Source organism: Gynuella sunshinyii YC6258, from assembly GCF_000940805.1.
Taxonomy (GTDB): Bacteria; Pseudomonadota; Gammaproteobacteria; order Pseudomonadales; family Natronospirillaceae; genus Gynuella; species Gynuella sunshinyii.
This window is the reverse complement of the sequence record NZ_CP007142.1, coordinates 5212511-5226773: the sequence shown is the minus strand read 5'-3', so window position 1 is coordinate 5226773 and position 14263 is coordinate 5212511. Positions and strand designations below refer to the sequence as shown.

The following is a 14263-nucleotide window of genomic DNA, read 5'->3' as shown; positions in this document are numbered from 1 at the left end:
TCGGAGTTCAGAGCTATCTGAACTCCTTTTTCTGTAAGAATAATTCCATGATCAAACATCCCTTCAGTTTTGTGTGTCTCGCAATGATGGCGGTTTTGTCCGCTTGTGAATCCTCCGATCCGGTTCAGAACCCTGAGCCAAAAGCCGCCGTGGCCCCGGTATTGGGCAAGGTGGATGCCCGGTTGGCATCTACGGCGCTGCATAATCCTACCTCGTATCTGGTGCCGCAGTGTTATACCAAGACCATCGACAGTCATGGTTATGGTCATAACCCCTGTTATATCTGTCATACCCAAAATAAGGCGCCTAACTATCTGGATGACAGCGGTCTTCAGGTTGAACTGACATTACCGGAACCGGCGAGTGAAAATCACTGGGCCAATCTGTTTAAGGACAGAACTCATGAAGTTGCCATGATGTCGGACTTGAGCATGATGGATTATGTGAAGGAGAGTAATTATATCGATGCCAATGGTCAGTTGCTGTTGGCGCAGCGTATTCAGAACAACCTGCCGCAGTGGGATGTGAATCAGAATGGCCAGTGGGATGGTTATACGCCGGATATGTATTATCACTTTGATCAGGATGGCTTTGATCATAAACCCAATGGTGATTACAGCGGCTGGCGGGTGTTTGCGTATTATCCTTTCCCGGGCACCTTTATGCCGACCAATGGTTCCATGGATGATGTGATGATCCGGCTGCCGGAGCGTTTTCAGCAGAATGAGGCCGGACAGTTTGATCTGCAGGTGTATAAAGTGAATCTGGCGATTGTAGAGGCCTTAATCAAGCGCCGGAATGTGGGTATTGCCGCTGTGGATGAGCGGGTGCTCAAGGTTGATCTGGATAAAGATGGTCAACTGGCGACGGCCACTCAGGTGACCTATGACTGGGCACCCAAGGAAAAGCACTTTATGTCTTATGTTGGCAAGGCCAGGGTGTTGTTTGAGAAAGGGGATGAGCATTTATCTGGTGGATTGTATCCACTGGGAACTGAATTTTTGCACAGCGTCCGTTATCTGGATGTGAATGCCAGTGATGAGGTGGTGCTGGCACCGCGGATGAAAGAGTTGCGTTATTCCCGTAAAAAACTGTGGCGTAATTATTATGACAATCGGGTAATTGCGGATAACGAAACCAAGGAACGCCATGATTTTCCCGCGCGCACTAAAACCATTTATGGTAATCCGGAAGAGGGGGTGGAAAACCTTCAGGGTTGGGTGTTGCAGGGATTTATCGAAGAAAAAGACGGACAATTACGCCCCCAAACCTATGAAGAGCACGGGTTCTGTCTTGGCTGCCATGGTGGTATCGGGGTCACGGTGGACACTACGTTTGCGTTCGACCGTAAGTTTGATTTTGAGGCCTATCGGTCTGGCTGGTATCACTGGCAGGAAAAAGGCCTTGCCGGCATTCCTGATCCATTGCGCGAGTCCGATGGTGAGCCAGAGTACAGTTATTATCTGAAGGCTAATTTATCGGGCAACGAGTTCCGTACCAATGATGAGGTGATTGCCCGGTTTTTCGATCAATACGGTCAGCCGAAACCTGATGCGTTTGCGAGATTGCGAACCGATATCAGCGAGCTGCTGGTGCCGAGCCCTGAACGTGCCATTATGTTGAACAAGGCATATAAGGTGATCGTCAATGAGCAGAGCTATGTTGAGGGGCGTGATGGCGTGATTGAGCCCTTGTTTGATACGGTTCATCAGACTCTGGAAGATGGCGATAAAACCGGTCTGACACAAATCCTCTCGGCCCGTTAACGGCCAAATCGGCCGGCACCTGTGATTCATCGTCGTGGAGTTCGACGGTTTTTGAGCAGGTGTCGGCCGTTTCCTGTCTGTAAATGTCTTGGGGATTTTTCATCTCATTCTAATTGCTGATAACGGATTATTGCCGTTAATTAAAAACATGCGGTTATGCTGCAAATACCCGTGTTTCAGACAGGTTTTTTCAACCATGTCTGGAGTTTTTTTGTTGTATCGTAAATGCCTTAGGTGTTTTTAAATTAGCAATTATTGATTTAACAGAATGTTTATATACCCTTAAAGGAATTGCAGTTTTTTAACATGGAGATAGACATAGATGAATATAAAAACAACATTTCTATTGATGTCCAGTGGCTTGTTGCTGCTGTCCTGTCAGGAGAGTGGTCAGCAGGTTGACAGTTCGGCGCAGCCATCCATCAGAGTGACAGATCGAATGGCTGGTAGTACACCTGCGACGGCCGAAGATAATTTTCAATTGCCTTCCGTCTCTCTGGATCTTGACGCCGCAGTTGTGGCTGAGATGAAGGAGGATGATACCGAGAGTTATTCATGGACCCGTTCCACCACGAGTAAACAGCTCCATGCCCGCAGTTACAGCAATGAATACACACCCGCCTGTACGCAACTGGAGAGCAATACCATTTATACACTGACACCGGAAACCGATGGTGTCTATTGCGCCTATTTCGATATGCCTGAGAATGCCAGAGCCGAGTTTTTTGTTTACGACCAGGCTGATGGCCGGCAAATGGATCTGGAGGTGTATCAGGATATTCAGGGGAATTACGAGTTTACCCAATTGGGAGCTTCCAGTGCATCTACGGCGGAGGATTCTGTATTTATTTATGCTGAAAGCGGTCACTACTATATGCAGATGATTACAGTTGCGGCAGACGGTGCCGATGTGCATTTTGCTGTAGCGGTGAATACCGAAGTGGATGGTTATGAGGCAAATGATTCGGCAGCTACGGCCTATGATATGCAGAGCGATATGAATTACATCGAAGCCAATCTGGACTGGAGCGGTGATGTGGATTATTACCGTTATGCGCTCACCCATAGTAAAGAAGTGACGTTCGGGTATTCCGGTGCCGGTCAGGATACTGCTGTGTATCTCAATGCTCAATGGTACGCGCTTGAGGCTGGCAAAAACTACACACTGACACCGGCCGCCGGAGATGTTCTGTATTTTCGGGTGACGCAGAAATCAGGTGTAGAAAATGACCCAACCCAGTATTACTACCTGAACATGATCACGCCGATAAAATCTTTCAGTAACTTTGATATCGATACCACGGAAACTCTGGTTGGATTGCCCTATGGTGCGAGTCCTTACATCCAGGTACACAACGAGCTGAACTGGCAGGCCAGGCTGACCGATTCTGCCGGTGAGGGTGTCAGCGGTGCCACAATTAAGTTTTTATATTCTCTGCCCATATTGGGTGAGGATGCGGTGGTGGCATCCGCCATTACTGATGCTAATGGTTATGCCAAAGCCACAGAAATTATTCCGGATTGCTACGGTGACTATGACACGGGTGAATTCATTAAGTATTTTGTCGGTCAACGGGGAATCTGGCGCAGTCGTTATGATATAGGTGTCTGGATGTTTGTAATACCGGAAGCAAACGAGCTGTCCAGTTCGGAGCCCAGGGAGCTGGCGCAGATCTGTCGGGAAAAGCTGATCGAACTGCTCGATTAATCATTGATTTTCGTCCGTCAGAGGCGAAAACCTGCACGCTGCTGTTTCTCAACGGGGACAGCGGCGAAGCACCGAAAAGAACATAATGTGACGAATTCATGACATTGTCATGGTTGTGTCATATTGGATTGGTAGCCTGTCAGAAATCAGGTTGCCAATCATTCTCATTCCATGTCGTTTTTGTCTGATCGCCGTATTCGTACCTCCCTTGTCGCCATAGCCGCAGATAGTCTGTTGATCGGACTGAAAGCCGGACTCGCTGTGTTTACCGGTAGTAAGGCGCTATGGGCTGATGCTCTGCATTCAGGGACAGATCTACTGGTCTCACTGGTGCTGCTGGCCAGTCTGGTTATTCGTCATTTACAAGAGCGCAAGGTGGCAGCCAGCGGTGTCGAAAAAGTCTATCGGATTGAGTCCGTGATGGCGCTGTTTGTGGCGCTGAGTATTTTGTATGTCCCATACGAGATTATCAGCCAGGTGCGTCAGGCCGGTGCCAGCGCAGCAGAAAGTGTCAGTGGCATCTGGGTTGGCATCATTGGTGTGCTGATCACGATTCTCGTTGCCTATTTTATGGCTCAGTTAAAAACCTCCGTTGGGCGCGACACCCAATCACCCGCGTTGGAAGCCGATGGTTATCATAGTCACCTGGATGTGCTGTCGTCGATGGCGGTGCTGCTGTCGTTTGTGGGATTGCTGATGGGCTTGTATCTCGATCACCTGGTGGCGGTGCTGATTGCCGTACTGGTAGGTATTGCCGGTATAGAGTTATTGATTTCCGGTCTTCGAAGTCTGCTATTGGGTCAGGAGCTGGTGCAGTTATCAGCTTCGGATGCTTTTTTTTCGTTGCTGCAGAAGTCGGTTGCGGGGCAGAAGCTGGTTGACACTGTCTGGCGCTGCTGGGGGGGTGTCAGAAGGGTTCCTCCGGTGTTGTATGTCGTTGGTCTGCTGCTGTTGTATGCCGCATCGGGCATTACTCAGGTGCCACTTGGTTATGTGGGTGTCAAACTGGTGTTTGCACGGGTCGTGGGAGAGCCGCTCGATACCGGGCTGCATTACCATTGGCCGTGGCCGGTGGGGGCGATAAAACAGTTATCGCAACAACAAGTGCATCGCGCACTGATTGGTACACCGCTGACGGTTGAGCAGTCGGGCAGTCCTTTGTTGTGGCAGCAGTGGCGTGAATCCACTGATGAACCGCGCGATATCACCGAGCACTTCATCACCGCTGATGAGGCCCTGGTCAACGTCACCCTGGCCATGCAATATCAGTTGAGTGATTGGGGCCGGCAGTGGACCTCGGCCAATCAGATCGAGGCGATGATCAATGCTTACGCGACCAGTGCTTTATCCCAGGCGGTAGCCCGTTATCGATTTGATGATTTGCTCAATGATGTTCCGGATGATTTTTTATCGACCATACAGCGCCAGGTTGAACAATCTCTGGCAACCGTTGGTTTGACGGCCAATGTTCTTAATCTCCGTTTACTCAAGGTGCAGCCACCCAGCCAGACCGTGGCCCTGTATCGGGATATGTTCGTGGCACAGCAGGAAAGTGTCCGTTTGAAACTGTTGGCAGAAGCCGAGAACTTTCAGCAGGTACATACCGCTTCGGCAGAGAAAATCCTGCTGGCTTCTGAAGCCAGTGCCAGTCAGCTCGAACAGCAGATTATTGCCACGGGTGACGCCGGCAGGTTCGCCAGCATGGCTGATATCTTTCGGACATTTCCGAAACTCATCGAATTCAATCGTTATCTTGAGCACATTCAGAACACCCTGGCAGATCGTCAGCTGACCATTATTGACCAGTCATTCGATAACCGCGATCTGCGGGTTTGGGGTGGGGCAAAACAAGATGTGTTGTTACCGGATATAAGGTTAAAGCCGTAATGCGAAAATATCTGATCTTTTTGGGTGTGTTGATTGTACTGGTTTATCTGGCGTCGACCTCGATGCTGGCGGTTCCGGCCACAGAGCAGGTGGTGATCACTCAGTTTGGTAAGCCGGTGCGGGTCATCGCGGATTCCGGCCTGGCATTCAAATGGCCGGATCCCATCCAGACTGCCGTGCGGGTCGACAGCCGGTTGCAATTGCTGCAACTGGAGCCGGCAGAGTTTGTTACCCGTGACCGTCGTAATCTGGTGGTGCGCAGTTTTGTGGTTTGGCGGGTACAGGATCCGGAAAAGTTTCTGGCCTCGGTACGGGATGCAACCACCGCTGAAATCCGTCTCGCGGATCTGGCCGGCTCTGAGGTCGGCAGTGCCATTGGTCGTACGCCACTGAGCAGTCTGCTGACCGCTGAGGTGGAGCAGAATCAAACCGAATCACTGTTTGCCGGGGTGACTGAATCGGTACGGGCGCGTTCAACGGAATCCTTTGGTATCGACATTCTGGCGGTACGTTCGAGTCGTATTGGTTTTCCGCAGCAGAATCTTAAGGCGATCTACAACCGCATGTCCTCCGAGCGGGAGAAAATCGCTCGCCAGTATCGGGCTGAAGGGCAGGAACAGGCGGCCCGTATCAAGGCTGAGACCGAACTGGAAGTGCGCAAGCTGCTGGCGGAAGCCCGGCGTGACAGCCAGATTGTCAAAGGTCAGGGAGAGGCAGAGGCGGCCAAAATTTATGCGGATGCCTATCAGCAGAATGCGGAATATTATCGGTTTTATCGTCTGATGGATGCTTACGACAAAATCCTCAATAAAGACACTCAGTTTATATTGTCGACGGATTCGCCGTTATTGAAGTACTTCTGGTCCCCGCCAGTGGAGTCGGATCATGAGCGCTGAAACAGATGTCAGCCGGGTTTGGCGGCAGACCCGTAAGCTGGCATGGGTGTTGATACTTGGAGTGTTGCCCGGGCTGTATGTTCTGGGTGGATTTTATACGGTGGGTGCCGAACAGGCCGGCATTCTGTACCGGTTTGGTCGTATCATTGATGACCGGGTGCCGCCGGGCATTCATTATCACCTGCCGTGGCCGCTGGAGCGCGTTCAGTTGTTGTCTGTGTCATCGGTTCGGTCAATGCTGCTGGATTTCAATGAGCTGAGCGATGTGGACGTGCAGAGTGAGGTGACAACGGGCGACCAGAATCTGGTAAATCTGGTATTGAATGTTCAGTATACGATTCAGCAGCCCGGCATTTTTGCGACTCACAGTCAGGCTCCGGAAGCATTATTGAAACAGGTTGCCATGTCTTCCGCGGTTGTCAGTCTGCTGCAACTGGATATTGATACCTTGCTGACGACCGGTCGTAACGAGTTACAGCAGACGTTGCGGCAATCGATCCAGAAGCAGGCTTATGATTTGGATCTGGGGGTGAAGGTAACGGCGGTACAGATTCAGAAACTGGATCCGCCGGGATCCATTCAACGTGCCTTCGATGATGTGGACAGTGCCCGGTCTGAACGCCAGCGCCTGGTACAGGAAGAGCAGGGGGAACGCAGTTCGAGGCTGGCGGAAGCCCGCAGTCAGGCCAATCGGACCACGTTGCAGTCTCAGGCCTGGGTGTCTGAATTACGGGAGAAAGCGGAAGGCGATACTCAGCGGTTGATGTTGAACTACGCGGAGTACCAGAAAGCACCGGCGTTGACTGCGCAACGCCAGCATATGGAAATGCTGGAGCGGATTATGGCACCTGCCAGTGTGAAGGTATTGCCGCCGGGTCGAACTGAATAAGACGCTGATGACGGACCGTCAGGCATAAAAAAGCCGGCTTATATAGCCGGCTTTTTTCCGTATGGGTTATTGATCTAACCGTATTACTCGTCCAGGAAGCTGCGCAGGTGATCGCTGCGGCTTGGGTGTCTGAGTTTTCTCAGTGCCTTGGCTTCAATCTGGCGAATACGTTCACGGGTTACGTCGAACTGTTTGCCCACTTCCTCAAGGGTGTGGTCAGTGTTCATATCGATACCAAAACGCATTCTGAGTACCTTGGCTTCACGAGCCGTCAGGCCAGCCAGTACTTCACGAGTTGACTCTTCCAGGCTTGAACCGGTAGCAGTATCCACCGGGCTGTCCATGGAACCGTCTTCGATGAAATCGCCCAGGCTGGAATCTTCGTCATCACCAATTGGCGTTTCCAGAGAAATAGGTTCTTTGGCAATTTTCAGCACCTTGCGGATTTTGTCTTCCGGCATATCCATGCGTTCGGACAATTCTTCCGGTGTGGGTTCGCGTCCCATTTCCTGCAGCATCTGACGACTGATACGGTTCAGTTTGTTGATCGTTTCGATCATGTGAACCGGAATACGGATCGTTCTGGCCTGATCGGCAATTGAACGGGTAATGGCCTGACGAATCCACCATGTCGCATATGTGGAGAACTTATAACCACGGCGATATTCGAACTTGTCCACGGCTTTCATCAGACCGATGTTACCTTCCTGAATCAGGTCCAGGAACTGCAGGCCGCGGTTGGTGTATTTTTTGGCGATGGAAATGACCAGACGCAGGTTGGCTTCCACCATTTCTTTCTTGGCGCGGCGTGCACGGGCCTCACCAATGGAGATACTGCGGTGGATGTCTTTGATTTCAGCAATGCTGAGACCGACTTTGTCCTGCAATTGTCGTAATTTTCGCTGTGCCCGGCGCAGTTCCACTTCGTAGCGTACCAGGGCATCTTCGTAGGCAGGGTTGTTGAGCAGACTTTCCAACCATTCCTCATTCATTTCGTTGCCAATAAAGCCGGACAGAAACTCTTTTCTCGGCATTTTGACTTTACGAACACAGATCTCCAGGAACTTCTGTTCCTGCTCGCGAATAATCGCCATTGCGCCACGGGTCCGCAGCATAATGTCATCATACTGTTTGGGTGCGAGCTTGAACGGAGCAAAAATTTCACCGAGTTCTTTGAGGGCTACACCGGCTTCTTTGGATGCACGACCGTGTTTTTCGATAATCGAATTGCATTGCTTATAGATATTCGCAAGCTCATTAAAGCGCTCTTTGGCGTATTCGGGATCGATGCCGACATCTTCTTCTTCATCCGTGGTGGTGGTGTCATCGTCGTCATCGTCAGTACTGATGTCATCATCATCTTCGCTGGCAATGTCATCCTGAGAGTCATCTGTGACAGGTACAGCAATGCTGCTGTTGTCATCCGGGTCCAGAAAGCTGACGAGAACGTCTGACAGCCGCCCTTCCTCTTCCTGTGACATGGCATAGGCGGCCAGAATCTGTTCGACGTTACCCGGGAACAGGGCCAGCGCCTGCATGACATCACGCAGACCTTCCTCGATACGTTTGGCGATAACAATTTCGCCTTCGCGGGTCAGCAGTTCGACCGTACCCATTTCTCGCATGTACATGCGTACCGGGTCAGTGGTACGACCGGTATCGGACTCTACCGCTGCAAGTGCGGCTGCAGCTTCTTCACTTGCGTCATCGTCATCGGCCGGTGACGAGGCGCCTTCCATCATGAGCTGGTCAGCATCGGGTGCCTGCTCAAACACCTGAATGCCGATGTCGTTGATCATTTGAATGATTTCTTCCACTTGTTCCGGGCTGGCTATATCATCCGGCAAGTGGTCGTTCACTTCGGCGTAGGTAAGGTAACCTTGCTCTTTACCCCGGGCAATCAGAACCTTGAGGCGTGACTGCTGTTTTTGCTTATCCGCCATATAAACTGTGGATCCATGTTTGGTTAATGAAATCGGAAGGGAAAAATTTAGCCGCGCATTATAACGTTTTTTCTGGTTCATTTTCCAGTTGAAAATATTAAACTGGCGAACATGGAATGCCGGTGGAGTGGCTGGATTATGATTTCTCTCAGCCAGAAGTGTCCTGGGTCATAGCCCTCAGCGCTTACGTTGAACCAACAGTTCTTTGTAGCGATTGCGTTCCTCTTCCGTGACCTCAGAACTATGGTGTGTGATGCGGTTTTTCAAGTGCAGATACTCCTTATCCGGCAATTTTTCTTGTAAATCCTGCAGATTTTTTTGTAATTCCGATTCCACCCAGCCAGTCTGTTCCTCTGGCTTCTTGTATTTCACCAGCCAGAAGTAATCGGAGTTTTCTATGTGTCGGAGAATTTTGTCCAGCCCCTGGTTGTGCAGCCAGTCACAGGTCAGGTAGGGATTTTTGAGGTGTTCGGCCGGTGCCTGGTTCAGTAGCTCGATAACTTGTAGTAGCAACTGGGTGTCGACATCAGTGGTGTTTTGGAAGTCGTCGGGAAGTTTCAGATCTCTGGCCAGTCGTGGTTGTCTGAGCAGGTTGGCAACTAACTTTTGGGCCTGATTGAGCGCGGATTTTTTGGGTTTATGATTCACCTCAAATAAATCAACGCGAGTATTTTTGGCAGGTACAAAAGCCTGCTCCTGGGTTTGCGGCTGATTCACTTCTCTGACTGGGTCCGCAGTTTGTTCGGGTTTGGTGGCAGTCAGTGATTTCAGGGTTTCTTCGGCCAATCCGGTAATATCTGCCAGACGCGTGGTCGCCAGCGCGCGGATCAGGCTCTTGCCTGGTAACTGATCCAGCCAGCCCAGTAGCTGCTTGGCATAACTGGCCTTGCCATCCAGAGTGTTGATGTTGATGTTTTCTCTGATTTTGTTGAACAGGAAGTCGATTAGTGGTGTTGCTTCACGAATTCGCAGGGCAAATTGTTCTGGACCTTCCTTCCGTATCAGTGAATCCGGATCCTCTCCATCTGGCAGGAATAAGAACCGGATCTGACGACCATCCTGTAAGTGGTTGATCGCTATCTCCAGCGCCCGCCAGGCGGCGTTACGACCTGCGGCATCGCCATCAAAGCAAAACGTAACATCATCAACCAGTTTGAACAGTCGTTGCAGATGGGTATCGCTGGTGGATGTTCCGAGTGTGGCAACCGCATAGTGGATACCATGCTGACTAAGTGCAACGACATCCATGTAGCCTTCGACAATCAGAATACGTTCAAGTTTGCCTTTGGCCTGTTTGGCTTCATACAGGCCGTACAATTCCTGACCTTTATGAAATACCGGTGTTTCGGGGGAATTGAGGTATTTGGGTTTGTCATCATTCAGAACCCGTCCCCCAAAACCTATTGTTCTGCCTCTGGCATCACGGATCGGGAAAATAATGCGGTTGCGGAAGCGGTCGTACTGGGTGCCCTGTTCCGATTCAACCGTTAGCCCGGCAAGCAAAAGTTGTTCGTTGCTATGGTTTTCTTTGAGCAGTTGCTCTTTCAGGCGTTGCCAGCCTTCAGGTGCAAAACCAATTTGAAAATGTTTGGCGATCTGGCCGCTTAATCCCCGGTTTTTCAAATAATTCACCGCCTGTTGGCGGTGTTCATGGTCTTTGAGGTTCTGGTAATAAATTTCACCAGCCCGTTTCAGGACTTCATATAACTGGCCCTGAAGTTTGTGCTGTTCCCGTTGTTGTGGGCTCTCTTCCCGAGGCACTTCCATACCGACAAAGCGGGCCAGTTCTTCTACGGCCGCAGTGAAATCCAGGCGTTCATAATCAATCAGAAACTGAATGGCATCACCGCCGGCGCTGCATCCAAAACAGTGATAAAACTGCTTGTCTGAGTTAACGCTGAAAGAGGGGGATTTTTCATGATGAAACGGGCACAGGCCCATGTAGTTTTTCCCGGACTTTTTGAGTTTGACGCGCGAACCAACCACGTCGACGATGTCGACCCGGCCCAATACGTCATCAATGAAGCTTTGTGGGATTCTACCGCTGCTCATAAACGGAACGGTGCAAGGTTAAATCGGACAGGATACAACGGAAAAACTTTGTTTTCATTTTGTAATCGATCATGAAAGGTGGACGACAACTCGGCATCACAAAAATGCCAGTAGTAGTTTATCTGGCAAAGGATTCTTAGATCTATAACCGATCACATCTTAAACCTGATGAAGCATCAGGATGAGGATATTACTCCAGGATGGGAAGATTCAGGCAAGGCGGCCTTTCACCGCCTTGCTGATTTCACTCATGTCTGCACGACCTTGAGCCTTTGGTTTTACCAGTGCCATAACTTTACCCATATCAGCCATGGAACTGGCACCGACTTCTGCAATGGCTGCATCTATCAGCGCATTGAGTTCAGCCTCGCCCAACGGTTCGGGCAGGAATTCAGCGATCACCTCCAGTTCGGATCTTTCTTTAGCGGCCAGATCTTCGCGCTCCGCCTGCTCGAATTGGCTTATCGAGTCGCGGCGCTGTTTCTGCATTTTGTCCAGTATGGCCAAAATGCGTTCATCTGACAGCTCAATTCTTTCGTCCACTTCCACGCGTTTCAATTCAGCCAGCATCAGGCGTATGGTTGAAAGACGTTCTTTGTCTTTCGCCCGCATGGCTGACTTCATTTCTTCCTGTAGTCTTTCTTTAAGACTCATGCCGGACTCCGTGTGGAAGTTATTAAGGTATTACCTATTGCTAACAGATCGAACTGTTAGTAGAGACGCTGTAAACGACGGTTTTCGCGGCTCAGTTTTTTCTGGTGACGCTTTACAGCAGCTGCAGCTTTGCGTTTACGAACCCAGGTTGGTTTTTCGTAGAATTCACGACGGCGAACTTCGGATAAAACACCTGCTTTTTCACAGGAGCGTTTGAAACGACGCAGGGCAACGTCAAATGGTTCGTTTTCTTTAACTTTTACGCTTGGCATTCAATAAACCTTTGTTGATCAACCAAATTAATTTAATGAGTGAGTTCCTTGGTGTTATCGCATTGATACCTTGCGGGTATCGACAGGGATGCGCAGACCAAGGGGGGCGGATTTTACTGATCTGCTGCGATTAAGTAAAGCTGAGTTGTACGGTTCCTGTCAGATTTCTCTGACAGAATGATAATTAAGGGTTGTGATGTTCATCAAATCATGGGTTCAACACGATAAACGCTTTAATGTCTGAGATGGCGCGATTATTATGCCCGCCCTGATTAACAGACGAGGTTCCAATGCGGGTATTGGGCATAGAATCCAGTTGTGACGAAACCGGCGTCGCCATTTATGACAGTGAGCAGGGCTTGCTGGCTCATCAGTTATACAGCCAAATCGACATGCATGCCGAGTTCGGCGGAGTCGTACCAGAGCTGGCCAGTCGCGATCATATTCGCAAGTTGCCCGGGTTGATCCGGGGATGTTTTGCCGAGGCCGGCCTGGCCTGGGGCGATGTTGATGGCGTCGCCTATACCGAAGGGCCGGGGTTGATTGGTGCGTTGATGGTCGGGGCCATGGTCGGACGTTCGCTGGCACTCGCCTGGGACGTGCCCGCAATCGGCGTACATCATATGGAAGGACATCTGCTGGCGCCTTTATTGGAGGAGGATGGTCCGGATTTTCCGTTTGTGGCATTGCTGGTCAGTGGTGGGCATACCATGTTGATCAATGTTGAGGGCATCGGTGCCTATACCTTGCTGGGTGAAACTCTGGATGATGCGGCAGGTGAAGCGTTTGATAAAACCGCCAAGATGATGGGGTTGCCTTATCCGGGAGGACCATTGCTTGGCAAACTGGCACAGCAGGGTAATCCGGACCGTTTTGTGTTTCCCAGGCCGATGGTGGATCGTCCTGGAATGGATTTCAGTTTCAGTGGTTTGAAGACTGCTGTTCGGGTACAGATCGCCGCGTTGGCGGTGGACGAAGTCGTGGCCGAACAGGATATGGCGGATGTGGCGTGGGCTTTTCAGGAAGCTGTCGTCGATACACTGGCGATCAAATGTCGTCGGGCACTCCAGCATACCGGCCATAAAACACTGGTGATTGCCGGTGGTGTCAGTGCCAATCTGCGTTTGCGCGAAAAACTGGCTGAGATGGCTGTTAAGCAGCGCAGTCGGTTGTTTTATCCAAGAGTGGAATTCTGTACCGATAATGGCGCTATGATTGCGTATGCCGGAACCAGGCGTCTCATGGCTGGCGAGTGTACTGATCTGGCCGTTCGCCCCCGGGCCCGTTGGCCGTTAACCGAATTACAGGTTCCTGCAGTCAGAGAGGTATAACGTGGATAAGGTGCTCATCAAGGGCCTGGAAGTTGAGGCGGTGATCGGGGTTTATGATTGGGAACGGGGTATTACCCAAAAGCTCGTTCTTGATATTGAACTGGATTGGGATAATCGCCCGGCTGCCCGTCATGATGATTTGAGTCTAGCACTGGATTATGACCGCTTGAGCCAGCGGTTGCTGGCGTTTATTGGTGCCTCTCAATACGGATTGATTGAAACCCTGGCAGAAGAAACTGCCAGACTGATTCATGAAGAGTTTGCTGTTCCTGGTGTTCTGCTGACACTGTATAAACCGGGTGCAGTTAAAGCCGCGCAGACTGTTGGTGTGCAGATTTACCGGAATTATGGTCAGGTGGAGGCGCAGTAATGGTTCGTGTGTATTTGAGTCTGGGCAGTAATATTGATCGTTATCGTCATCTGACCAGTGGCCTGAACATGCTGCGTGAACATTTTGGCAGGCTGGATTTGTCGCCGGTTTATGAAAGTGCTGCAGTAGGATTTGAGGGTGATGATTTTCTGAATCTGGTGGTGGCTGTGGATGTCACGATTGGTTGCGGTGAGTTGAGCCGGCAGTTAAAGGCCATTGAGGATTTGCATGGGCGTGATCGCTCGATGGCCCGCTTCAGTGCCAGAACGCTCGATATCGATATCCTGACTTATGGTGATGTTGTGGGTGACATTGATGGTATCACCTTGCCAAGAGCAGAAATCCTGACCAGCGCGTTCGTCTTAAAACCGTTGTCGGACCTGGCTCCGACAGCAATACATCCGCATAGTCGGATCAGTTATGCGGATTTATGGAAAAGCTATGATCAGAGCCGTCAGCCATTGTTGCAGGTGGCGTTTAACTGGCCTTGATCAA

At 50.6% G+C, this 14263-nt stretch carries 12 protein-coding genes; 8 read left to right on the top strand and 4 right to left on the bottom strand.

All coding sequences use genetic code 11. The features are described from left to right. Positions 1 to 47: 47 nt before the first annotated feature. The 5 genes from YC6258_RS21885 to hflK all read left to right on the top strand — a co-directional run bounded on the left by YC6258_RS21885 (position 48) and on the right by hflK (position 7146). Entirely contained in the window at positions 48 to 1766 is a 1719-nt protein-coding gene (locus tag YC6258_RS21885) for a hypothetical protein (RefSeq protein WP_211264571.1), read from the top strand. A gap of 322 nt (positions 1767 to 2088) precedes the next feature. After that, entirely contained in the window at positions 2089 to 3474 is a 1386-nt protein-coding gene (locus tag YC6258_RS21880) for an Ig-like domain-containing protein (protein WP_044618805.1), read from the top strand. 171 nt (positions 3475 to 3645) lie between these two features. After that, the gene (locus tag YC6258_RS21875) at positions 3646 to 5361 is read left to right on the top strand and encodes a cation efflux transmembrane domain-containing protein (RefSeq protein WP_044618804.1); all 1716 of its coding nucleotides are present in this window, start codon (positions 3646 to 3648) and stop codon (positions 5359 to 5361) included. Further along, positions 5361 to 6257 carry a protease modulator HflC gene (gene hflC / locus YC6258_RS21870; RefSeq protein ID WP_044618803.1) on the top strand — a complete coding sequence of 299 codons (897 nt, stop codon included), beginning with the start codon at positions 5361 to 5363 and terminating at the stop codon, positions 6255 to 6257. The genes YC6258_RS21875 and hflC overlap by 1 nt, the downstream gene beginning before the upstream one ends. Further along, positions 6247 to 7146 (top strand): FtsH protease activity modulator HflK, encoded by a 900-nt coding sequence (gene hflK / locus YC6258_RS21865; RefSeq protein WP_044618802.1) that lies wholly within the window; start codon positions 6247 to 6249, stop codon positions 7144 to 7146. Before hflC ends, hflK begins: the two co-directional genes overlap by 11 nt. Positions 7147 to 7229: 83 nt before the next feature. On the opposite strand, the gene rpoD is transcribed toward hflK, so the two are convergent. The 4 genes from rpoD to rpsU all read right to left on the bottom strand — a co-directional run bounded on the left by rpoD (position 7230) and on the right by rpsU (position 12067). Then, positions 7230 to 9089, bottom strand: coding sequence for an RNA polymerase sigma factor RpoD (rpoD, locus tag YC6258_RS21860; protein WP_044620293.1), 1860 nt, complete (start codon positions 9087 to 9089; stop codon positions 7230 to 7232). Positions 9090 to 9266: 177 nt separating this feature from the next. After that, positions 9267 to 11141 (bottom strand): DNA primase, encoded by a 1875-nt coding sequence (gene dnaG / locus YC6258_RS21855; protein WP_044618801.1) that lies wholly within the window; start codon positions 11139 to 11141, stop codon positions 9267 to 9269. A gap of 210 nt (positions 11142 to 11351) precedes the next feature. After that, the gene (locus tag YC6258_RS21850; RefSeq protein ID WP_044618800.1) at positions 11352 to 11795 is read right to left on the bottom strand and encodes a GatB/YqeY domain-containing protein; all 444 of its coding nucleotides are present in this window, start codon (positions 11793 to 11795) and stop codon (positions 11352 to 11354) included. A 56-nt stretch (positions 11796 to 11851) separates the two neighbouring features. Continuing rightward, positions 11852 to 12067, bottom strand: coding sequence for a 30S ribosomal protein S21 (gene rpsU, locus YC6258_RS21845; protein ID WP_044618799.1), 216 nt, complete (start codon positions 12065 to 12067; stop codon positions 11852 to 11854). A gap of 290 nt (positions 12068 to 12357) precedes the next feature. On the opposite strand from rpsU, the gene tsaD reads away from it, so the two are divergent. Genes tsaD through folK form a run of 3 tightly spaced genes read left to right on the top strand, consistent with a single transcriptional unit; the run spans position 12358 to position 14259 of the window. Further along, entirely contained in the window at positions 12358 to 13398 is a 1041-nt protein-coding gene (gene tsaD / locus YC6258_RS21840; protein ID WP_044618798.1) for a tRNA (adenosine(37)-N6)-threonylcarbamoyltransferase complex transferase subunit TsaD, read from the top strand. 1 nt (position 13399) lies between these two features. Further along, a complete protein-coding gene (gene folB / locus YC6258_RS21835; protein WP_044618797.1) occupies positions 13400 to 13768 on the top strand; it encodes a dihydroneopterin aldolase in 369 nt (122 codons plus the stop codon). Further along, positions 13768 to 14259 (top strand): 2-amino-4-hydroxy-6-hydroxymethyldihydropteridine diphosphokinase, encoded by a 492-nt coding sequence (gene folK / locus YC6258_RS21830; RefSeq protein WP_044618796.1) that lies wholly within the window; start codon positions 13768 to 13770, stop codon positions 14257 to 14259. The genes folB and folK overlap by 1 nt, the downstream gene beginning before the upstream one ends. Positions 14260 to 14263: the final 4 nt, after the last annotated feature.